Genomic DNA, 21,419 nt, shown 5'->3' with positions numbered 1-21,419 from the left:
AAAAGGAGTCACATGATGAGCAGAGCCCTTCCGCTGCTCCTAGCTGGGGTCGTCGCCCTCAGTCTGGGCGCGCTTGGTACGGCGGCGCTGGTCAACAGCCTCGCCGGCTCGTCGGAAGCGACGGCGGGAAGCGTGAACGAGGAACAGGTGACCCGGGACGTCTTGCAGACGGGCGTCTACGGCACCAGGTGAGTGCGTGGTCCCGGCGTGCGAGGCGCCGGGACCGCCCTCGGCTGCTCCAGCAGAGCGGCGAACTTCTCCCCCGCCGACGGCCAGGTGAACCGGTCCGCATGTGCCCGCGCCGCGCTGCCCATCTCGGTGCGCAGTGCGTCGTCGGCGAGCAACAGCCGTACCTTCGCGATGAAGTCCGCCTGGTCCTCGGCCAGCAGGCCGGTCCGGCCGTCGACGAGCGACTCCTCCACCCCACCGGCGCCCCGGAACGCGATGTTCGGTGTGCCCACCGCCCCCGCCTCCACGATGGTGAGGCCCCAGCCCTCCTTGAGCGAGGGAGTCAGCGCGAGCCACGCCTCGCTCATCATGACGCGCTTCTCCTCGTCGCTGACGAAGCCCGCGAACCGCACCCGGCCGGCGATGCCGAGGTTCTCCGCGTACTCCCGCAGCTCGTCCTCCCACCAGCCCTGACCGGCCACCACGAGGCTCAGGCCGGGGAACTGCGGGGACAGGGCGGCCACCGCGTCCAGCGCCATCTCGACCCGCTTGTGCGGCACGAGGCGGCCCACCACGACGAGCGACGGCTCCGGCGTACGGGCCACCGGCGCGGCCGGGACCATCTCCGGCGTGCCGTTGTGCACGATCGTGACGCGTTCCGGGTCGATGCCCAGCACGGCCAGCTCGTCGCGGGTGGCGGCGGAGACGGTGACGTAGCGGCACCGGCGGTAGACCCGCGGCGCCAGCCACGACTCGATCCACCAGCCGATCCGGGCGAGGCGCGGCGTCAGCACGACGGGCCACTGCTCGCGGTGCACGTGGTGCACGAGGGCGATGACCGGACGACGGCACCACCACGGCGACAGAAAGGGCAGACCGTTACCGACGTCGACCAGCACGTCCGGCCGGCCACCGCGGCGCCGGCTCAGCGGGCCGAAGCCCGCGATGCCGAGCAGGTAGGTGAGCGCGGCATGCAGGTAGACCGTGTGCCGGCCGCCGCGGCGCAGCACGCGCAGCCCGGCGGCGGTCGTCTCAGCCGCCGGACCCTCGCTGTGAGCTGCGCAGAAGAGCGTGGCCCGGTATCCCCTGCGGATCAGCTCCTCGGCGATCTTCTCCACGTAAACTTCGGATCCGCCACCATGGGGATTGCGAGTATCCCGCCAGTTGAGGAACATGACGTGCCGCTGCGCGGTGGCTGGAATGTCCACATTCACCTCTACTGGTGAGTAACATTTGTTGGCCGCGTCACACTATGGGGCTCCCGAGGGCCCCACATCCGCGAAAAGGAGGAGAATGCATCACCCACTGAACCGTGCCGGCGCCGCCGAAGTGGGTGGTAGCGTTCCGCCTTCGGTCTGGCGGATGCGCCTGGTCACGGCCTGTCTGGGCCTGACCGCGCTGGCGTTCCTGCAAGATCCGGGCCTCACCGTGATCGACACCAAGGTCGACCTGGCGGTCGACCCGGCCGGATGGCTGGCCCGGGCGCTGCACGTCTGGGATCCGGCCGGCACTTTCGGGCAGCTGCAGAACCAGGCGTACGGCTACCTCTGGCCGATGGGCTCGTTCTTCCTGGCCGGCAAGCTGCTCGCGATCCCGGCCTGGGTGATCCAGCGGCTCTGGTGGGCCGTGGTCATGACGGTCGCGTGCACCGGCCTGGTGAAGCTGGCCGAGCGGCTCGGCATCGGCTCGCCGTGGGCCCGGCTGATCGCCGGTGCCGCCTTCGCGCTCTCCCCGAGGATGATCACCGAGCTCGGCCCGATCTCGGTCGAGGCGTGGCCCAGCGCGCTGGCGCCGTGGGTGCTGGTCCCGCTCGTCGGACTCGCCCACGGCGCACCGCTGCTGCGCTCGGTGACCCGGTCCGCCCTGGTCGTGGCCTGCGCCGGCGGCGTGAACGCGACCGCCGTCATGGCCGTGATCCCGCTCGCCGGCCTCTGGCTGCTCGGGCTGCGTCCGGCCCGGCTGCGGATCAAGGCGCTGGTCGCCTGGGGCATCGCGGTCGGCTGCGCCACCGCGTGGTGGGTGGTGCCGCTCCTGCTGCTGGGCCGGTACAGCCCGCCGTTCCTGGACTACATCGAGACCGGGACGGTGACCACGGCGCCCACCGACATGGTCTCGGTGCTGCGCGGGGCGTCGCACTGGCACGCGTACCTGAGCAGCTCGTTCGGCGCGCCGTGGACAGCCGGCTGGCGGCTGGCCACCGAGCGACCGCTGGTCCTGGCCTCCCTGGTGGTGGCCGGCCTCGGCATCGCCGGCCTGGCCCGCCGCGGCATGCCGCACCGGTGGTTCCTGATCACCGGCCTGCTGGTCGGCCTGGCCCTGGTCGGCCTCGGGCACGTCGGGACGGTCTCCGGACTGTTCGCCGAGTCTCAGCGGGCGTTCCTCGACGGCGCCGGCGCACCGCTGCGCAACGTGCACAAGTTCGACGTGATCGTCCGGCTGCCGCTGATCCTCGGCATGGCGCACCTGCTCACGGTGTTCGCCCGGGCCGCGCGCACGGCCACCGGCCCGCGGGTCGGCCCGGCCCGGTGGCGGGCGGCCACGTTGACCGGCCTGGCCCTGATCGGCGTGGCCGGGGTGGCGGCGCCCGCCCTCGGCGGCGGGCTGGCCGCGCAGGGCAGCTTCCAGAGCGTGCCGGGCTACTGGCAGCAGGCGTCGGGCTGGCTCAACCGGCACCTCGACCGCGAACACGTGCTGGTGATCCCGGGCAGCCGCTTCCCGCGCTACCTGTGGGGCAGCCCGAGTGACGAGATCACCCAGCCGTTGCTCGACAAGCGGTGGGGCGTACGCAGCTCGATCCCGCTCACTCCGCCGCAGACCATCCGGGTCCTGGACGCCATCGAGCACACCCTGACCAGCGGCGCCGGCTCGGCCGGGCTGGCACGGTTCCTGTCCCGCTCCGGGGTGCGCTATCTGCTCCTGCGCTCGGACCTGGACTACGGCCGCTCCGGCGCCACCCAGCCGGCGATCGTCCGGCAGTCGCTGGCCCGCTCGGCGGGACTGCGCCAGGTCGCCGGGTTCGGCCCGTACCTGGGCGGCGGCAACCTGCCCGGCATCTTCGTCGACAACGGGCTCAACCCGCGGGTCCGGGCGCTGGAGGTCTGGGAGGTCACGCCGTCCGTCGCGCCCGTGGTGGCGTACGACTCGCGCGATCTCACCACGGTGGTGGGCGGCCCGGAGTCGGTGCTCGACGCGGAGGCCGCCGGAGTCCTGCCGGCGGGGCCCACGGTGCTGGCCGGGGACCGGACCGAGGAGACCGACGACGGGCCGGTGCTGCTCACCGACGGGCTGCGCCGCAAGGAGGTGTCCTTCGGCCTGTCGCACGACAGCGCCTCGGCCACCATGCAGGCCGGCGAGCAGGCCCGGCTCGGCGCGCCGGCCCGCGACTACCTGCCCGCGTGGAGCGAGGGCAACGAGACGGTGGTCGACTACCGGGGCATCGAGGCGGTCACCGCCTCGAGCTCGTTCGCCGAGGCGCAACCGCTGGTCGGGGCGCGGCCCGGCTACCAGCCGTTCGCGGCGCTCGACGGCGACAGGGACACCTCGTGGCGCTCGGCCCCCGGCACGTTCGCCACCGAGCAGTGGTTCGAGGTACGCCTGCCGAGCGCCCAGCCGATCCGCGAGGTACGCCTGACCTTCGACCTGGGCACCGACTCGATACCCACCCGGATCACCGTGACCTCCGGGCCGAACCCGCCGGTCAGCGCGGATGTCACCGGCACCACGATGACGGTGCCGCTGAGCACCGCAACGCGCTCCGACCGGATCCGGGTCGAGTTCGACGAGGTGAAAGACGTGCGCCTGGGCTTCGGCGGCGTCGGCATCAGCGAGCTGACCATTCCCGGAGTACGGGCCGAGCGGACCCTCGTGGTGCCGCCCAGCCCGGTCGCCGGCGTGGCGCCCGGCATGGTCTTCACCGCGGCGCCGGCCGTGCCCGCCTGCTACTTCGTGAACGGCCGCCCGGTCTGCAACGGCGACCTGGCCCGCGCCTCGGAGGACGGCACCCGGATCGACCGGACCGCTACCGTGCCGGTCGCCGCGCCCTACGGGCTCACCGTGAAGGCCCGCCCGCGTCCCGGCTCGGCGCTCAACGCGCTGCTCGACGCCGGCGGGCGAGCCGCAGTGGCCGAAGGCATCACCCCGAGCGTCACCGCGTCCAGCATCGGCGTGCTGGAACCGGCCGCCCGCCCCGGCGCGGTCGCCGACGGCGATCCGGACACCGCCTGGTACGCCGCCGACGAGGATCAGCATCCGTGGCTGCGGATGGTCTGGCCGGCGGCCAGGAAGATCTCCGGGGTGCGGCTGACGGTCGGCGCCGAGACCGCGGCGGCCCGGCCGTGGCAGATCACCGCGATCGGCGACGGCGACGTCCGCAACGGCTTCCTGGACGACGGCGGGACGCTGATCTTCGACCCGCCGATGACCACCGACGAGCTGACCGTGCTGATCGCCGACACGGTGACCGCGGCGTCCTACGACCCGTACCGCAACATGCAGCGGGAGCTGCCGGTGGCGGTCGGCGAGTTCACCGCGCTGCCGGACACCGCGCCGGCCCGGGCGCCGGAGACCACGAAGGTCGACCTGGGCTGTGGCAGCGGGCCGAACGTCGTGGTGGACGGCGTCGCCCGCGCCACGGCGCTCGTCGCCAGCCGCCGCGACCTGCTCGAACTGCGCGAGGTCGAGGCTGAGGTGTGCGGCGCCGGCGCGGCCGACCCGGTGCCGGTAGCCTCCGGCGAGACCCGGATCGTGGCCACCGCCTCGAAGCTGGGCACGCCCAGCAGCCTGGTCATGACGCCGCTGACAGGCGGCACCGCGAGCAACCGGCGCGTCGTGGTGCCATGGCGCGACGTCGGCGCCGCGGCGGCCGGGGCCGGCCTCCGGACCCCGGTACGGGTGGACGCCTGGGCCGCGACGACCCGCCGGCTGCACCTGAACGCGTACCCGCACCAGCGGGTCATCGCCCTGCGGGAGAACGCGAACGCCGGCTGGACCGCCAGCATCGACGGCAAGGCGCTGCCGTCCGTGGTGGTCGACGGCTGGCAGCAGGCGTGGTTCGTGCCGCCCGGCGCGAGCGGCGAGGTGGTGCTGCGCTTCGGGCCGGACCGGCTCTACCGTGCCGCCATCATCGGCGGCGCTTTGCTCCTCACCGGTGTCGCGGTGGCCGGAGCCCTGGCCGGGCGGGTCCGGGGCGGTCCGCCCGCGCCGGCGCCCGCGTCCGGCCGACGCCGCCGGCTGCTGCTGCCGGTGCTGTTCGGCGGCGTCGCGCTGGTGGCCGTGGGCGGGGTGGCGGCGGCCGGCCTGGCCCTGCTCGGCACGGCCGCCGTGCTGGTGACCCGGATCCTCCAGCCGTACCTCGACCAGCAGGACCGGCGGCTGCGCCGGCTCGGCCGGCTGGCCGGCTGGCTGCTGCCGGTCGGATTCTTCGCGCTGGCGGGCCTGTCCGCGATGCGCCTCGAGGGGCACACCGCGGCGCTGCCTCAGCTGACCGCGCTCGGCTCCACCGTGGTGCTCTGGCTCTCCGTGGTCCTGGCCCGCGGCGTCCCCGGCCAGCGGTGGCTCAAACGCTGGGCAGGCTTCTCGATCAGGTAGTAGCTGAGGGCGGCGAGCGTCAGCCCGCCGCCCACGGTGATCAGGTACGTGGACAGCAGCGGCCCGGTGAACTCCGGGCGCCCGGTCACCGCGTACAGCTCCTCCAGCACGAACGGGTGCCACAGGAACAGGCCGTACGACACGGTGCCCAGCCACCGGGCCACGCCGCCGCCGAAGATCTCCTTGGTCCGGGTGTGCGGTCCGAACGCCAGCGGCAGCAGGATCAGGATCGCCAGAAGGGCGTAGAGCAGCAGCTTCAGCCCGAACTCGGTGGCGGTCGGCTCGGCCAGGTCCCGGGGACCGGCGATCGGCGTGGTGGCTATGGCGTAGACCGCCAGCGCGCCCACCCAGCAGGTCAGCGGCGCCGCCGCGATCTCGTCCAGGAAACGCCAGCGCGGCCGGTGCCCGTGCCGCAGGGCGACATGCACCGCGGCCAGCGCCATGCCGCTGCCGAACCACAGGCCGTACGCCGGCAGCCACATGGTGTGCAGGCTTCCGGCCAGCACCCCCGCGCCGATCAGCGCCACCCACGTGCCGGTGATCAGGAACCCGCCGGCGACGATCGCCCACGGCCGTCCCGTTCGCTCGCGCCCGGTCATCAGCAGCGCGGCGAGCAGCGGCAACAGCGCGTAGAACGCCACCTCGGTGGCCAGGCTCCAGGTCTGGCTCAGGCCGTGCTGCAGGTGGTCGGGCCCGTAGATCTGGGTCAGCGTGAAGTGCCGGACCCAGTCGGCCGGGGTGGCGTCGTCGTTGCGCGGCAGCACCAGCAGGCACACCACCACCGTCACCCAGTACGCCGGGAGCACCCGCATGGCCCGTCGCCAGAGGTAGCGGCCGGTGCCGGGACGGGGTTCGCCGGACGCCTGAGCGTGCGCCCAGGGCCGGTACAGCAGGAATCCGGACAACACGAAGAACACCGCCACCCCGGCGTCCATCCGGGCGAACCAGCCGCTCCACGGCCCGCCACCGGTGTTCAACCCGGTGGCGAAACCGACGTGGTGCCCCACCACCGCGAGCGCGCCGATAACCCGTACCGCGTCCAGAGCGGGGACGCGGTGCAGCGTGGCAGTCGAAATTGGCGCAGACATTGCCCGTCCAAGGGTTCCGTAATTATGTAACCGGCGAGTAACCTCCCGGCCATTATCGGCGACAGCACCCCTCACGCGGGACAGCAGTCGGCCGGCTGAAGGGGAGGTTCAATGAAGGCTCGCTTGGGTGTCGTCCTGTTCGGCACCGGCGTTTTCGCCGTGGTGATCGCTGCAGGGCTCGCGTTCTTCGTCGCGCCGTCGGTTGCCCGGCTTCCGTACGACCTTAAGCTGTGCACGGCGACGGTGAAGCAGGACTGCCTGCGGCCGAGCGTCGCCCAGGCGCAGAATGCCCAGTTCCTGTACACCAAGGGCGGCGACGCGCCGGAAGTCGGGATCAAGACCGGCACGCTGCAGTCGACCACCGAGATTTCTCCGCTGCCGGACACCACCGACCGGGAACTGACCGGTGACCTCGCGGGCGAGGCCGTCGTCTGGCGGGGCCTCGGCACGGTCGTCTGGACCGAGCGGAACGAGACGATCAGCCAGTACGAGGCCCTGATCGCCCTCGACCGGGACAGCGCTTCCGCCGTCGGGTGGGACGGACAGCGGCTCAACGACGTGGCCGCGCCGGCCGTTCCGGACCCGGTCTCCTACACCGGCCAGCTCTACAAGTTCCCGTTCGGCACGGAGCGGAAGAACTACGAGTACTTCGACCGTGACCTGCGCAAGGCGCTGCCGATCGAGTTCAAGGAGACCCAGACGATCGACGGCCTCGAGGTGTACCGCTTCGAGCAGGTCGTCCCGGAGACGGCGCTGACCTTCTCGCAGGAGCGGATCAAGTCGCTGATCGGCGCGTTCGCCAAGACCGCCACGAGCGGCGAGGTCAGGTACAGCAACGTCCGGACCATCTGGGTCGAGCCGGTGACGGGCAACTTCATCAAGGTGTCGGAGCAGCAGCGCAAGACCTTCGTGCCGAACGTCGGCGCGCCGACCCAGCTCCTCCACGGCGACTTCGTCTACACCCCCGACACGGTGTCGCACAATGTCGCGTCGGCCGGTGAGAGCAAGCGCCAGATCCAGCTGATCAGCCTCTGGCTGCCGATCGGCCTGGCCGTGCTCGGCGCGATCCTGCTGGTCGTCGGACCCTGGATGCGGGCGACGGGCCGCAAGGCCGCCCGTGGCCGCCACGAGGAGATCACCGGCGAGAACGAGGTCTCCGCGGACGAGGACGGCAAGGTCACGGCCTGACCGATCCGGCAGACCGGGTCCCGCCTCGCGCCAGGGCGCGGGGCCCGGTCGTCGGCCGCCCATTGATCGATGGTTGGCGATATATTGCCGGGATGGGCCAGCAGACCGAAGGGCTGAGCCGGCGTCGCGTACTGGGTGGCGCAGCGGGACTTGCTGCGGGCGCCACGGTGGTCACGGCGGGTCTGCCGTACGGCAGCGCGTCCGCCGCGCAGCAGACGGACCTCGCCCGCTGGCGCGGGTGGGCCGCCCGGGTGACCATCACGCGCGACGACTGGGGTATCGCGCACGTGGTCGGGCGCACCGACGCCGACGCGGTGTTCGGGATGATGTACGCGCAGGCCGAGGACGACTTCGCCCGGATCGAACGCAACTACCTGACCAGTCTCGGCCGTCTCGCCGAGGCCGAGGGCGAAAGCGCGATCTGGCAGGACCTGCGCCAGCGGCTGTTCGTCGACCCACGCTCGCTGAAGGTGGCGTATGCGCGCTGCCCCGGCTGGCTGCGCCGGCTGATGCGGGCGTGGGCGGACGGGCTCAACTACTACCTGGCGACGCATCGCGAGGTGCGTCCGCGGGTGATCGAGCGATTCGAGCCGTGGATGCCGCTGAGCTTCTCGGAGGGAAGCATCGGCGGCGACATCGAGCGGGTGCCGCTCAGCCAGCTGGAGTCGTTCTACGGCGAGCGCCCGCTGCCGATGACCTCCGAAGAGCTCGGGCTGCTGTTCCGCGAGCCCCGAGGCTCGAACGGCATCGCGATCGCACCGAGCCACACCCGCAACGGGCACGCGCTGCTGCTGATCAATCCGCACACCAGCTTCTTCTTCCGCTCCGAACAGCATGTGACGAGCGGCGAAGGACTCGACGTGTACGGCGCGGCGACCTGGGGACAGTTCTTCATCTACCAAGGTTTCAACGCGTACGCGGGATGGATGCACACCTCCAGCGGCGTCGACAACGTCGACGAGTTCGCCGAGACCATCGTGAGCCGGGCCGGCGGCCGCCGCTACTACCGCTACGGTGACGCGCTGCGCCCGGTGACGACCAAGACCATCACGTTGTCGTACCGCACCGCGGACGGTGGCCGGGCAGAACGCAGCTTCACCACGTTCGCCACCCACCACGGCCCCATCGTGCGGGAGGCGGACGGCAAGTGGATCGCGTTCGCCCTGATGAACAAACCGGTCCAGGCGCTGGAGCAGAGCTTCCTGCGTACCAAGACACGCGACTACGCGGACTTCCTCCAGGTGGCCGGCCTCAAGGCGAACAGCTCGAACAACACCGTGTTCGCCGACCGGAAAGGCGAGATCGCTTTCCTGGTGCCGCAGTTCATGCCGGTGCGCGACGACCGCTTCGACTATCGGCGGCCCGTCGACGGCAGCGACCCGGCGACCGACTGGCGCGGCCTGCACAGTCTGCAAAGCCTGCCACAGGTGGTGAACCCACGGAACGGCTGGACGTTCAACACCAACAACTGGCCGTGGACCGCGGCCGGCCCGGACAGCCCCCAGGCCGAGGACTATCCGCGCTACTTCGACACCGCCGGCGAGAACCCGCGAGGTCCGCAGGCGATCCGGGTGCTCTCGGCGCGGCGGCACTTCACCCCGCGTACGCTCATCGACGCGGCCTTCGATCCGTACCTCACCGCCTTCGCCCGCCTCGTGCCCGGCCTGGTAGCGGCGTGGGACAAGCTGCCGCAAGGCAGCACCCAGAAGGCGCGGCTCGCCGGGCCGGTCCGGCTGCTGCGCCACTGGGACTACCGGTGGGGGGCCCGATCGATGGCGACCTCCTTGGCGGTGTTCTGGGGTGAGGCGCTGTGGGCGCCGCTGGCCCAGGCGGCGCGCGACGCCGGCATGTCGATGTGGGACTACCTGGACGAGCGCGCCACCGACGCGCAGCGGCTGACCGCGCTCGACGAGGCGGCGAACCGGCTGCGGCAGGACTTCGGCGGCTGGCAGGTCCCCTGGGGCGAGATCAACCGCTTCCAGCGCAACGACGGCGCGATCGTCCAGACGTTCGACGACTCCAAGCCGAGCATCCCGGTGCCCTTCACCTCCGCCCAGTGGGGTTCCCTCGCCTCGTTCGGAGCGAGGCGCCACCCCGGCACGAAGCGGTACTACGGCACGAGCGGCAACAGTTTCGTGGCGGTCGTCGAGTTCGGGCCGAGGCTGCGCGCCTGGGCGGTGACGGCGGGCGGCGCGAGCGGGCATCCCTGGTCGCCGCACTTCACCGACCAGGCGATCAGGTACGCGAGCGGGAACCTGCGGCCGGTCTACTTCTACCCGGAGGATCTCCGGGGCCACGTCGAGCGGACGTACCGGCCGGGCGCATGACCGTGCCCGGCTGGGACGGATGACTTCGTCCGGTCGGCCAACCAGGTCCGGGCCGGGGAGCGGGGAAGTCGCTGCGGTGGGAGATCTGGTAGGCCCGCTGCCGGCTCACTGCGCCGAGACGAAGGCGCACCTCATGGGCACCCAACAACGGTGACGCGCACATGCCATGCCACCAGCATGGCTACACGACTAGTAGACGCCAGACACCCAAGCGAGTGACAAAGGTGGATGCAGTTGCCGCGATGCGAGGGGTTACCTCTCGGGCCGCCAGGTAGGGCGCACGGGTCGCGGTCCAGCGGCGGGCTGAACGGCCGCTGCCCCCGCCGGGAGGGCGGGGGCAGCGGTGTGGGTTGGCGGTCAGACGGCGGGACTGGTGCCGGCCATCATCCCGTAGCGGGTGTCGAGGGCGTTGCCGGTGCCGTCGCGCATGTAGAGGAAGCCGGTGTTGCCCTGGAACACGAGGCGGGAGCCGCGGATCGCGGGGCTGGTGCCGCGCATCATGCCGTAGCCGGTGTTCGTGGTGGCACCGGTGCTGCTGCGGGTGTACAGGAAGCCGGTGTTGGCCTGGAACGCCACGGTGAAACCGGTACCCGAGGCGGTGATCGCGGGGCTGGTGCCGGCCATCATCCCGTACCGGGTGTCGGACGCGGCTCCGGTGTTCATGACGTACAGGAAACCGGTGTTGGCCTGGAAGGCGATCGCGTACGTACCGTTGGACAGCTTGGTGATCGCCGGGCTGGTGCCGGCCATCATGCCGTAGCCGGTGTTGACGATCGCGCCGCTGGAGTCGCGGGTGTAGAGGAAGCCGTTGTTGGCCTGGAACGCGATGCGCCAGCTGCTGGTGTTGCCGGCGATGGACGGGCTGGTGCCGCGCATCATGCCCAGCCCGGTGTCGAAGGTCGCGCCCGTGGCGGTGTTACGGGTCCACAGGAAGCCGGTGTTGGCCTGGAAGGCGACCTGACCGCCGGAGATCGCGGGGCTGGTGCCGGCCATCATGCCGTAGCCGGTGTTGGTCATGACGCCGCTCGCGCTGCGCGTGTAGAGGAAACTGGTGTTGGCCTGGAAGGCGGTCTGACCGTCGGAGGTCGCCGGGCTGGTGCCGGCCGCCATGCCGTAGCCGGTGTTGGTGGTGATTCCGACGTTGCTGTGGGTGTAGAGGAAACCGGTGTTGGCCTGGAAGGCCACCGGCGGGGTCGTGGTCGTGGTGGGGGCGGTCCCGAAGCCCTCCTCGGGCGGGTTCACCGGCGAGGCCCAGGTCGGGGAGCTCGGGAGGGGCGGGCGCACGGCGCCGTCCATGTCGCCGTACCACATGTTGGAGCACTGCAGCTGCCCACCGCGACGGAGGCACGGACGCACGAAGTGGTTCGACCCGTCGATGCGGGCCGTCCTCACGCCCTCAGACCTGAACAGGATGTCCCAATCGGTCGCCGCGGCCCTCTCGCAGTAGTCCCAGGTGCCGTGCGCTTCCATGGTGTACGTCTCGCGGAAGAAGTGGAGGGCGTCGCCGTCCCAAGTCTTCCCCCAGGCGGCTTCCCCCACCACCCTGTCGACCGTGAAGTTCGTGCGGTCGATCGACAGGATGTCGCCCGCTCGCAGGCCGCTGACCGCGTGGGCATAGACCGAGGCGTTACCCGAGTCGGTGACCAGCTCGATCCCGACGCCGTGCAGGTAGGCGCGGTACATGAAGTCGCCGGTCTTCCGCTTCTCGTCTTCGTAGTCGACCTCGAAGTCCGGCCAGCTGGAGTTGTCCCCGGGCTGGCAGTACTTGGCGGCCTGCGCGGGTGACGCCTGCGTGAGCACGACAACACCGAAAGACGTCACTGACAGCAACAGTGCGCTGACAGCTCGGGTCAACTTCCCTGTGAACACCAACGATCCCTTCGCAATGAACTCGTGCCGCCACGGCCCCGAGCACGATCCACGCGCGGGGAACTGCGAACGGCGATTGCGCAGGCCGCCCGTGACGCCGCGACAAGCTACCCCGCACCGGGAATGAGGGGCTATTCGGGCGTTCGGACTATTTCGCTGGTACGCCCGGCCAGTCGACCAAGACGGAGAGTCACAGGTCGCTCGTAACTGTGGGTGAAGCGGTGATGTCGCGAAGGGGTCGCTGTCTGCTGCTAGGAGGTGGTGACGGATGAGCGCGACCTTCGCCGCCACGATCCGGTATGCCTCTCCCCGGTCGCTTCTCGACGTCGCGAAGCTGACACCGTCCGGATGGAGGGTCATTCCTCGTGACGCATTCGTGCCACGCGCGTCACGGCTCGGACCAGCATTGCCGCCGCTCGCACCGCTACGGATGTCCCGAACCGGGGCCGCCCATGTCTGGGGAGTCTGCACGTTGAGGTGCCGGTGCGGACCGGACTTGACCACATCCGATCGAGCCGGCCGCTGGCGTCGCGCCGGGGCCGGTGTTGTCCGGTCGCGCAAGTACGGCGCAAGGCCTGCCGGCCATCCTCGGTGCGCAGCGGCCGCGTCGACCGCGGTTGGCGCTCGCGCGGCCCGTTGCCCGACCCGCGCCTCCAGCAGACGGAAGGACGACGACGTGACCTCGATAGCCGGTACCGATCCAGCCACGGTGGTCGACCTTGTCGCGCAGCGCCGCGGCGGCCCGGGCACCCTGACGGTACTGGGTGGCGACGCCGGCGTCCGGTCGGTCACCTGGGCCGCCGTCCACGACCGGGCTCGACGGCTGACGACCCTGCTGCGCGGTCGAGGCGTCGGCTCGGGCAGCCGGGTCGGCCTGCTCGCCGACACCGGCGTCGGGTTGGTCACCGCGATTCAGGGTGTCTGGCTGTCCGGTGCCGCCGTCACGGTCCTGCCGATGCCGGTCCGGCGCGCGGACGCGGCGTACGTCGCGCAACTGCGCCGAACCATCGCCGACGGGAGGCTCGGACTCGTACTCGTCGGGGTGCCCCTGGCCGGGCTGCGGCCCGAGCTGGCCGCGGCCGCGCCGACCGCCGATCTGGACGCCGCGGTGGCGGACGCCGCGGTGTACGAGCCGGCGACGCCGGCGACGCCCGCCCCGGACGATCTCGCGGTCCTGCAGTACACCAGCGGCTCCACGCGGCAGCCGCGCGGGGTACCGGTGACGCACGGCAACCTCGCCGCCAACCTGGCGTCGATCCGGGTGGCGACCCGCCACGCGGAGGTGCACGGCTGCCTGTTGAGCTGGCTGCCGCTGTACCACGACATGGGGCTCGTCGGCTTCGCCGCACTTCCGATGTCCTGCGGCTGCCCGCTGGTGCTGCAGCCGCCGGCGGTGTTCGCGGCCCGGCCGCTGGGCTGGCTGGAGGCGGTGGCCGCGTACCGGGCGACGGCGACGGCCGCCCCCAACTTCGCCTGGGGGCTGGCAACCCGCCTCCTGGGCGCGCTTCCACGACATGACACGGGGCTGCGGCTGGACTCCTTGCGCTTCGCGCTGACCGGCGGGGAGCCGGTCGATCCGGTGCTGATGACCCGGTTCGCCGCCGCGGCCCGCCGGCACGGCCTGGACCCGTCCGTCCTGATCTGCGGGTACGGGCTCGCCGAGGCGACCCTCGCGGTGAGCTTCTCCCGGCCCGGTGCGGGGCTGGAGTTCGACGTGGTCGACCCCGACGAGTTGGAGCTGCGGGGGTACGCCGTCCCCGCCGGCGGTCCCCGCCCGGGTCGGGCGCTGGCCCGGCTGGGACCCCCCGTGCCGGGCTGCCGGGTGCGGGTCGTGCACCGGGTGACCGGGCGGCCGCTGGGCGAGCGCCGGGTGGGGCACGTCCAGGTCGCCGGGGCCGGTGTCGTCCGCGGCTACTGGGGCGAGCCGCCGGGCCCGCCGGGTGGCTGGCGGGCAACCGGCGACCTGGGGTACCTGGCCGACGGTGAGCTCGTGGTCTGCGGCCGGGTGAAGGACGTGCTCTTCGCCGCCGGCCGCAACGTGTACCCGCAGGACGTGGAGGCCGTCGCGGGCGAGGTGCCCGGAGTCCGCCCCGGCGGCGTGGCCGCGTTCGCCGTGCCGGACGACGGCGACAAGTCGGGGCACCGGCTCGCCGGCGACCGGCTGGCCGTGGCCGTCGAGTCCCGTGCCTGGTCCGACGGGCCCAAGGCCGCTGCGGTGCGTTCCGCGGTGACCGCCGCCGTCGCGGCGGAGCTCGGGCTCACGCCGGCGGCCGTGGCCGTGCTGGCGCCGGGGCGACTGGGCCGAACCTCCTCCGGCAAGCTGCGGCGGGCCGAGACCCGCCGGCAGTTCCTGGCCGGCGAACTGGAGCCGGAGAGCCCGCCGGCCGGCCCTGCCGGGACCCCGTGACCGAGGCTGCGCCGCAGGGCCGGCGCCCGACCGGCCCTGCGGCAGCTGAGACGGCTGGTCAGCAGTGGTCGAAACCCTGGTCGCTCTCGCGGTACTTCGGCCACTTCATCGCGCCTCGCGTGTCGGGACCGTACGTACCGTCGACGGTCAGCCCGTAGAACCGCTGCACGTTGGCCACGGCGTCGCGGGTGGCCGGGCCGTACTGGCCGTCGCGTTCGATGCCCTGCCCGTAGCAGCGGACCAGGGCGTCCTGCAGCACCTTGACCCCGGTTCCGGAGGACCCGACCCCCAGGATGCAATTGCTCTCGCCACCGTTGCGGGTGATGCTCGGGATCGGGACGAAGTAGCCGGTGCCGGTCACGAAGTCCGTGTGGCTCGCGCAGGTCGGGGCGGCGGCCTCGGCGGGCGGGGCTGCGGGCTCCGGCTGGCCGTGCCTTGCCGGCGGCTCCGCGGTGGGCGACGCCTGGGCGGCTGCCGGGGCCAGCAGGCCGGCGATGCCGGCGGTCAGGCCGGTCATGGCCAGCAGGGTTCGGCGGTGGTTGTCGGTTGTCGTCATGGCTCCTCCAAGGTGTCGGATGTGGACGCGGCGGCGCTCCGGCGTCACCGGGCCTCCGCGCCGGGCCGGTCCGGGTAGATGGCGCACACGTACTGGTCCCAGTGGCGGCCGGCGTAGTAGTCGTGCCCGCGCAGCACCCCCTCCACCTGGAAGAGGCGCCCCTCGCCGCTGCGCACCTGCGGCCAGTTGAACCCGGGTATCTCCATGTAGATCTTGTGCAGGGGAAACGTGTGGAAGAGGTGACGGGCGAAGACGGCGACGGCGTTGGCGGCCAGCCCGGTCCCTACGTACCGGGGCTGGAACGCCGCGCCGAGGTACGCATATCGCATGCTCGGGTCGGCGCCGTAGCTGATCACGTGCCCGACCGGTTCACCGTCCACGGCACGACGGGCCACGTACTGGACCAGCACCTGCTTCCACAGGTCGCCGGCGAACCGCTCGAGCGAGGGCGGCGCACCGCGGTACCGCCAGCGGAAACAGGTCTCGGGCCGGGTGGCCAGGGCGAACAGGAAACCTATGTCGTCCGGTTCCACCGGCGTCAGCCGGAAGGTCGGATCGGACAGTACGGGCGCCAGCGGGTCTTCGGACGAGTGCGGCCGCACCGCCACCTCGGCAGGGCCGGACCGGCGCGGCCCGGGCCCGTCGGCCACCTGGATGGACAGCCCCGGGAAGGCCGTCCGGTCCATCAGCGACAGCACGTCACCGACGCTGACCGGCCGGTCCCGCCCGGCGTCCAGGGTGACGCCATGGCTGCCCAGCCAGCCGAGCACCGTCATCATGTCGAGGCTGTCCAGGGCCAGCTGGTCGACCAGCAGGGCGCCGTCGGTCAGGGTTGCCGGGTCCCGGTCGATCAGCTCGCCGAGCTCGCGGCGGCGGGCCTCCCGGCGGGACTGGTCGGTGCCGGCGCCGACCGGCCCGGTTCGGTGGTCCACGGTGGTCATTCGCTCGTCCCCTCCGTCGGGCTGCTGCGGCGGGCCGGGCAGGTACCGCGACCGTCCCGACCCGTGAGCCAGGCTGCCGTGCCGACCTTGCGCGCGGCTTGCGCGCCGCGGGTGCCCCGCTGTCAGGTCCGGACGAGCAGGCTCAGCGCCTGCCGCTCGGCGAAGCGATGCCCGGTCTCGCGGTACAGCTGGACGGCTCGGCGGGCGTGGCTCGCCGCGGCCCGCTGTCGGCCGCGGAGCAGGTACGCCCGCGCCCAGGTGGACAGCACGTCGCCTTCGAGAACTCGATAGCGGCAGCCGGCGATCACCTCGGCCGCCTCGGCGAGGTGACCCTCGGCCTGCGGCACGGCGCCGCCGTTGACCTCGACCCGGGCCAGTCCGAGCAGGGCCGTCGCCCGTTCGTAGGCGGCACCGGTCCGGCCGGCGATCTGCAACGCCTCGGCGTACGCCGCCCGGGCCGATCCCGGGTGGCCCCGGCACCGGCAGACCGTGCCCAGCCAGTTCAGCGCCGCCGTCTGGTACATCGGGTCGCCGGTGTCGCGGAGCAGCCGTACCGCCCGGTGGGCCGATGCCACGGCACGCTCCGCGTCCGCGCGCGGCCAGTGCACCACCGTCGCGGTGCAGCGGGCGTACGCCTCGCCGATCTGGTTGCCGAGTCTTTCGTAGACGGCCAGAGCGTCTGCGGCGAGGCGGCCCGCCTGGGCTGGCTGGTCGAACGCCCAGCGCAGGGCCGCGAGGCCGAGCAGCGCGTGCCCCTCGCCGCTGCGGCAGTCGATCCGGTGGTACCCCGGCAGCGCCTCGGTCAGGCAGCGGGCCGCCTCATCGAGCCGGCCGAGCTGCCAGTACGCATGGCTGAGGTTGTCCAGCGCGGTGGCCGCGCCGGCGGTGTCGCCGAGCCGCCGGTAGATCGCGGCCGCCGCGGTGAGCTGTGCGACGGCCAACTGGGCTTGGCCGTCATGCCGGTGAGCCAGGCCCAGCAGCACCAGGGCGGCGGCCTGGCCCGTCGGCCAGGCAGCATCCCGGGTCAGCGGCAGGGCCCGGCGGGCGTGTGCCGTCACGCCGGCACGATGACCCGCGGCGAGGTGGGCGTGGGCCAGGTTGAGATGGGCCGCCGCGAGGAACCGGGGCCGGCCGCGCTGCCGCGCTATGTCGAGCGCCGCGGCCGCTACTGCCGTCCACTCCGACGGGACGTCACGGGGGTCGGCGCAGCCGCGCAGGGCACTGCCGAGCCGCCAGCCGGTCCGGCGGCCGGCGCAGTCCGTGCAGTCGCGGACGGTCCCGACAAGGCCGGGCAGCTCCGCGTCGATCCAGGCGGCCGCCGCCGCGGGGCCGGCGAAGAACTCGCCGCCGGCGGCCGCACCGGCCGGCGGGGGGCACAGTCGCGGGCGCAGCATCGCCGCGGCGGCCCACAGCCGGGCCATCTGCCAGTCCAGCAGCGCGTCTCGGGCGCGTGCCCGCAGCTCGGGCGGGTCCGCGGCCCGGAGCCGGTCGGCGGCGAAGCGTCGCACCACGCCGTGCAGCCGATACCGGTCGGCGGCGCACCGGTCGACCAGATGGAGGTCGGCCAGCCCGTCCAGCATCCCCGACGCGTCCGCCGGCGGGAGGCGGGCGAGCGCGGCGGCCGCATCGGCCGTGAAGCCGGACACGTCGGCCAGCGCCAACCGGCGCAGCAGCCGCCGCTGGCCGAGAGTGAGCCCTCGCATGGAGCGGTCGAGGCTGGCCCGTACGCCGATGTCGCCGGCGTCAAGGTCGAGCGCCGTGAGCCCGTCGTCGCGGACCAGTCCGGCGGCATATCCCGCCAGTGATCCGTCCGGCCGATGCATCAGGTTGGTGGCGACCACGCGGACCGCGAGGGCATGCCGTCCGCAGCCGGCCACGAGGGCGGCGGCGCCATCCGGGTCGGCCCGTACCCGGTCCGCTCCGACTATCCGCTCCAGCAGCGCCACGGCGTCGGCGGGGGTCAGCGGCCCGACCGGCACACGCCGCGCGCCGTGCCGGGCCACCAGGCCCGCCAGCAGGTGCCGGCTGGTCACCACGACCACGCTTCCCGGCCCGCCCGGCAACAGCGGCAGGACCTGGTCGCTGCGGTCGGCGTCATCGAGCATCAGCAGCAGCCGGCGGCCCGCCGACAGCGACCGAAACAGCGCGGCTGCCTCGGCCGGGTCGTCGGGGATCCGCCCGGCCGGCCCGCCCAGCGCCCGCAGCAGCCGATCCAGCGCCCGCGCCGGCGTGACGGGCGGTTCCGCCCCGTGTCCGCGCAGGTCCAGGTGGAGTTGGCCGTCCGGATACCGCGCCGCCGCGGCCCGGGCCCAGTGCAGCCCCAGCGCCGACTTGCCCGCTCCGGCCAGGCCGGTCAGCAAGAGCACGATCACCCCGCCGGACGCGTCGGCGGCCGCGTCGGCGGCCGCCAGCCGGTCCAGGGCGGCAAGCTCCGCCCGGCGACCGACGAAGTCCACGGTTCCGGGTGGCAGCTGCGCCGGCACGGCGATCGCGAGGCGCGCGGCGCCTGACCGGCCGTGCGCCGCCGGGATCGTACGCGCGGACGCGGCCTGCCGGACCGGCGCGGTCGTGCGGGCGCCGGCCGGAGCGGCGCCGTACGAAGCACCCAACAGCTCGGCGAGCAGCCGCCGCGCCGACCCGGTCGGTTCGACCCCCAGCTCGCGGACCAAGGTCCGGCGCAGTCCGCGGTAGACCTCGTGCACCTCCCCTCGCCGGCCGGTGGCCGCCAGTGCCCGCATGAGCTGCAGGTGCAGGTGCTCCCGCAGTGGGTGCTCGGTGGTCAGCTGGCGCAACTCGGCCACCAGTCCGTCCGGCCGCTGCGCCAGCAACTCGGCCTCGATGCGGTCCTCGACGGCTTGCAGCCGCAGCTCCGTCAGGCGCGGCAGCGCGGCGGCGCGCAGCGCCTCGGCCGCCACGTCGGTGAGCGGGTCGCCGCGCCACAGCGCGAGCGCCGCGCGGAGGTCGGCCGCTGCGGCGAGCGCGGCGCCGGCCGCGAGGTGGCGCCGCCCGCTGGCGGCGAGCGCCTCGAAGCGCTGCAAGTCGAGCTCGCCAGGATCCACCCGAAGCAGGTACCCGGGGGGTTGCGAGACGAGCCGACGAGGTTCCCCAGCGCCGCGCTCCAGCCGGCGCCGCAGCCGGGACACCAGCGAGTGCAGCGTGCCCCGGTACGACGGCGGCGGGTCGTCACCCCACAGGTAGCGGGCGAGCCTCTCGGCTGGGACGAGGCGCCCCGCGTTGAGGAGCAGTGCTGCGAGCAGTGCTCGCTGCCGGCCCGCAGTGATCTCCACCGGGCTGCCGTCGCGGCACACCGCGACCGGCCCGAGGATGCCGAAGTAGTCGCGCTCCACCCTGCGCCCCGCCTTCGCCGCTCCCCCGCCGGGCTCGCTCCCGGCGCGGCCGCTGCCTCCTCCTGGATCGCCGCCCGCCACCGTAGTGCCGACTGTGGACTGTCGGAAAGCGGTCGTGCGCGATGTGCGAAGCTCCGGGCGGCGCCACTCTTGCCGCGGTAAGCCGCGGTAACAGGATGGGAGGCAGGCACTTGAGCGGGACCACCTCGAGCGCCGGTTCCGGCGACACAAGGTGGAGCCGAATCGATCCGGCGACCTTGTCGGCTCGCGGGTAGTTCGGTCTGTGTGTGGTCCGTCGCAGGCGGATCGTGCTGGGCCGAGTGTCCGGTGACGTCCGGCGCGCCGCCGTGCCGCACCACCACGTGACGGGCCTGATTGCGCAGTTGGTGGCGCTTTTGTCCGTTGCGTCCTCGGCGGCGGGGCGCCAATGTGGGGTCCTTCGCCGGAGTTGTTCGTCGACGCGAGGACGCCTCCGGTGCCCCTGGTGATGGTGATGCCGACCCATGAGCGCAAGCCCAATGCCGAGACATGACTGCCCCCGATCCCGCACCGCGCTCGGCATCCCGTTTACCGGCCCTCGTCGAGTCACGGTTCAGGAACTGGAGGGTAAGACAATGCTGAGGAAGCTGGCCGCGACACTGGTCGCGGCAACTGTGCTGCTCGCCGGCTCGGCGGGCGTCTCGTCCGCTGCACCCGCGCAGCCGGAGTTCCGTGCCCAGTGGCACGTGTCAGGACTTACCGCCGCCCAGGCGGAGAGCCTTCAGCAACGCGTCGACGCCGTCCTCGCCGCCATCCCCGGCGGACACCAGGTCTCCGCGACCGAAGTCAGGTACGACGGCCTCGTCGTGACGTTCGACCCACGGTCGGACAGCAACCCCGGAACCGGCGCGCAGCTGGACGTCAACTGCAGCTACGAATGGTTCTGCATCGTCGTCAGAGGCACCACGTTCAGCTTCTACGAGTGCAGATGGTGGGACCTGACGGACTGGATCGGCGTCTCGCCGTACAACAACAACCAGACCCCGGGCACGGTCTTCCGGGCCTACGACCAGAACTACAACCAGGTGTGGACTTCCACGGCACCGCAGACCGGCTCGGTCGACGTCACCCCGTGGTGGCACATCAAACCGTGCTGACCTGGCGCGCACCGGTCGGGCCCGCCCCGGAGCGGGCCGCCGGGCACGTGCGGGCGGCGTGGTCCGACGAACGCGCCGAGCGGGTGATCGGCTGCAAGGCGTGGGGTGCGCTGGTGGAGGCCCGGGTGACCGAGCTCCCGCCGGATTCGCGGCCGGGCCCGCCGCCGGTCGATCAGCACGACGTGCTCCTCACCCGGCGCCGCCCGGCCGGCACCTGAGCGGGCTCCGAGCCCTCGGGATCGAGAGCGGCGCACCGGTCTCTACCAGCGCGGATATGTCGTACCGGAGCCGTACCGTAGATCCATGATCAATCCCGGGACGGTACCCATCGACGACGCCCGCGAAGACCTCGCGGTCTCCGCGCTCGACGTGTTCCTGACCGCCGTCCAGGCCCGCGCGGCCGAGCTCGAGGCCGCCCCGCTCAAACGCCGTATCGCTGGAATCACCGGCGAGGCGAAACGCGACCCGGCGGCGGACCGCGACGGCCGGTTCGGCTGGGACCTGCCGCTCACCGACGGCCGGATCGTGCGGCTGCTCCTGCCGGGCGTCCCGGTGGAACTGGCCCGCGACAGCGTCGAGGCCAGTAGCCCCTGCCTGTACGTCAACGGCACCGCCTGGTGGTGGTCGGACGCGGTGAACGCGGTCGCCGCCGAGGGCCTGGTCCTCGACCTCGGATGAACGTCGGCCCCGCGCATGCACCGGGCCCGACGGGATGATCAAACTACCCGGCTGTAGTTCGCCCGGGCCCCGTGGCGATGACGAACGCGCAGGTCACAGTGGGTGTGATGGCGGGCCCGGCCAAGCGG

Annotated in this window: 14 protein-coding genes; 8 read left to right on the top strand and 6 right to left on the bottom strand. The window is 72.8% G+C overall.

Features of this window, described 5'->3' with window-relative positions; genetic code table 11:
- The first annotated feature begins 15 nt into the window (after nt 1–15).
- Complete coding sequence (locus IEY99_RS31655) at nt 16–192, top strand: hypothetical protein (RefSeq protein WP_189207782.1); 177 nt, start codon at nt 16–18, stop codon at nt 190–192.
- On the opposite strand, the gene IEY99_RS31650 is transcribed toward IEY99_RS31655, so the two are convergent.
- On the bottom strand, nt 177–1,343 hold the full coding sequence (locus IEY99_RS31650) for a glycosyltransferase family 4 protein (RefSeq protein WP_189207808.1): 1,167 nt from the start codon (nt 1,341–1,343) through the stop codon (nt 177–179). The two genes, IEY99_RS31655 and IEY99_RS31650, sit on opposite strands and share 16 nt — an antisense overlap.
- A 187-nt stretch (nt 1,344–1,530) precedes the next feature.
- Between IEY99_RS31650 and IEY99_RS31645 the strand changes: the two genes are divergently transcribed.
- The gene (locus tag IEY99_RS31645; RefSeq protein ID WP_189207781.1) at nt 1,531–5,754 is read left to right on the top strand and encodes an alpha-(1->3)-arabinofuranosyltransferase; all 4,224 of its coding nucleotides are present in this window, start codon (nt 1,531–1,533) and stop codon (nt 5,752–5,754) included.
- Here IEY99_RS31645 and IEY99_RS31640 read toward each other — a convergent pair.
- Nucleotides 5,643–6,842 (bottom strand): acyltransferase family protein, encoded by a 1,200-nt coding sequence (locus tag IEY99_RS31640; protein WP_189207780.1) that lies wholly within the window; start codon nt 6,840–6,842, stop codon nt 5,643–5,645. The two genes, IEY99_RS31645 and IEY99_RS31640, sit on opposite strands and share 112 nt — an antisense overlap.
- A gap of 111 nt (nt 6,843–6,953) precedes the next feature.
- Between IEY99_RS31640 and pgfA the strand changes: the two genes are divergently transcribed.
- Together pgfA and IEY99_RS31630 are read left to right on the top strand one after the other, a co-directional pair.
- Nucleotides 6,954–8,030, top strand: coding sequence for a cell envelope lipid trafficking protein PgfA (gene pgfA / locus IEY99_RS31635; protein WP_189207779.1), 1,077 nt, complete (start codon nt 6,954–6,956; stop codon nt 8,028–8,030).
- A gap of 92 nt (nt 8,031–8,122) precedes the next feature.
- Nucleotides 8,123–10,357, top strand: coding sequence for a penicillin acylase family protein (locus tag IEY99_RS31630; RefSeq protein WP_189207778.1), 2,235 nt, complete (start codon nt 8,123–8,125; stop codon nt 10,355–10,357).
- Nucleotides 10,358–10,714: 357 nt separating this feature from the next.
- Here IEY99_RS31630 and IEY99_RS31625 read toward each other — a convergent pair whose 3' ends face one another.
- Nucleotides 10,715–12,157 (bottom strand): hypothetical protein, encoded by a 1,443-nt coding sequence (locus tag IEY99_RS31625; RefSeq protein WP_189207777.1) that lies wholly within the window; start codon nt 12,155–12,157, stop codon nt 10,715–10,717.
- A 745-nt stretch (nt 12,158–12,902) separates the two neighbouring features.
- Here IEY99_RS31625 and IEY99_RS31620 point away from each other — a divergent pair.
- Nucleotides 12,903–14,633, top strand: a complete 1,731-nt coding sequence (locus IEY99_RS31620; RefSeq protein ID WP_189207776.1) for an AMP-binding protein — start codon at nt 12,903–12,905, stop codon at nt 14,631–14,633.
- A gap of 58 nt (nt 14,634–14,691) precedes the next feature.
- Here the strand turns inward: IEY99_RS31620 and IEY99_RS31615 are convergent, their stop codons facing one another.
- The 3 genes from IEY99_RS31615 to IEY99_RS31605 form a co-directional block, all read right to left on the bottom strand.
- Complete coding sequence (locus tag IEY99_RS31615) at nt 14,692–15,189, bottom strand: peptidoglycan-binding domain-containing protein (RefSeq protein ID WP_189207775.1); 498 nt, start codon at nt 15,187–15,189, stop codon at nt 14,692–14,694.
- 44 nt (nt 15,190–15,233) lie between these two features.
- A complete protein-coding gene (locus IEY99_RS31610) occupies nt 15,234–16,130 on the bottom strand; it encodes a GNAT family N-acetyltransferase (RefSeq protein WP_189207774.1) in 897 nt (298 codons plus the stop codon).
- Nucleotides 16,131–16,252: 122 nt separating this feature from the next.
- Nucleotides 16,253–19,477, bottom strand: a complete 3,225-nt coding sequence (locus IEY99_RS31605; protein WP_189207773.1) for an AfsR/SARP family transcriptional regulator — start codon at nt 19,475–19,477, stop codon at nt 16,253–16,255.
- 614 nt (nt 19,478–20,091) lie between these two features.
- On the opposite strand from IEY99_RS31605, the gene IEY99_RS31600 reads away from it, so the two are divergent.
- The 3 genes from IEY99_RS31600 to IEY99_RS31590 all read left to right on the top strand — a co-directional run bounded on the left by IEY99_RS31600 (nt 20,092) and on the right by IEY99_RS31590 (nt 21,291).
- Nucleotides 20,092–20,613 (top strand): hypothetical protein, encoded by a 522-nt coding sequence (locus tag IEY99_RS31600; RefSeq protein WP_189207772.1) that lies wholly within the window; start codon nt 20,092–20,094, stop codon nt 20,611–20,613.
- Nucleotides 20,589–20,831: a hypothetical protein gene (locus IEY99_RS31595; protein ID WP_189207771.1), complete on the top strand. Its 243-nt coding sequence runs from the start codon at nt 20,589–20,591 to the stop codon at nt 20,829–20,831. Before IEY99_RS31600 ends, IEY99_RS31595 begins: the two co-directional genes overlap by 25 nt.
- A gap of 85 nt (nt 20,832–20,916) precedes the next feature.
- On the top strand, nt 20,917–21,291 hold the full coding sequence (locus tag IEY99_RS31590; RefSeq protein WP_189207770.1) for a hypothetical protein: 375 nt from the start codon (nt 20,917–20,919) through the stop codon (nt 21,289–21,291).
- The last annotated feature ends 128 nt before the right edge of the window (nt 21,292–21,419 follow it).

It is taken from the genome of Couchioplanes azureus (genome assembly GCF_014648355.1).
GTDB lineage: Bacteria > Actinomycetota > Actinomycetes > Mycobacteriales > Micromonosporaceae > Actinoplanes > Actinoplanes azureus.
The sequence above is the reverse complement of the archived record's forward strand: the minus strand, read 5'-3'. Positions and strand labels throughout refer to the sequence as shown.

Bases quoted from the DNA above. Each gene is read 5' to 3' on its own strand.
- IEY99_RS31655 (WP_189207782.1), top strand. From the start codon at position 16: ATGAGCAGAGCCCTTCCGCTGCTCCTAGCTGGGGTCGTCGCCCTCAGT.
- IEY99_RS31650 (WP_189207808.1), bottom strand. From the start codon at position 1,343: ATGTTCCTCAACTGGCGGGATACTCGCAATCCCCATGGTGGCGGATCC.
- IEY99_RS31645 (WP_189207781.1), top strand. From the start codon at position 1,531: ATGCGCCTGGTCACGGCCTGTCTGGGCCTGACCGCGCTGGCGTTCCTG.
- IEY99_RS31640 (WP_189207780.1), bottom strand. From the start codon at position 6,842: ATGTCTGCGCCAATTTCGACTGCCACGCTGCACCGCGTCCCCGCTCTG.
- pgfA (WP_189207779.1), top strand. From the start codon at position 6,954: ATGAAGGCTCGCTTGGGTGTCGTCCTGTTCGGCACCGGCGTTTTCGCC.
- IEY99_RS31630 (WP_189207778.1), top strand. From the start codon at position 8,123: ATGGGCCAGCAGACCGAAGGGCTGAGCCGGCGTCGCGTACTGGGTGGC.
- IEY99_RS31615 (WP_189207775.1), bottom strand. From the start codon at position 15,189: ATGACGACAACCGACAACCACCGCCGAACCCTGCTGGCCATGACCGGC.
- IEY99_RS31610 (WP_189207774.1), bottom strand. From the start codon at position 16,130: ATGACCACCGTGGACCACCGAACCGGGCCGGTCGGCGCCGGCACCGAC.
- IEY99_RS31600 (WP_189207772.1), top strand. From the start codon at position 20,092: ATGCTGAGGAAGCTGGCCGCGACACTGGTCGCGGCAACTGTGCTGCTC.
- IEY99_RS31590 (WP_189207770.1), top strand. From the start codon at position 20,917: ATGATCAATCCCGGGACGGTACCCATCGACGACGCCCGCGAAGACCTC.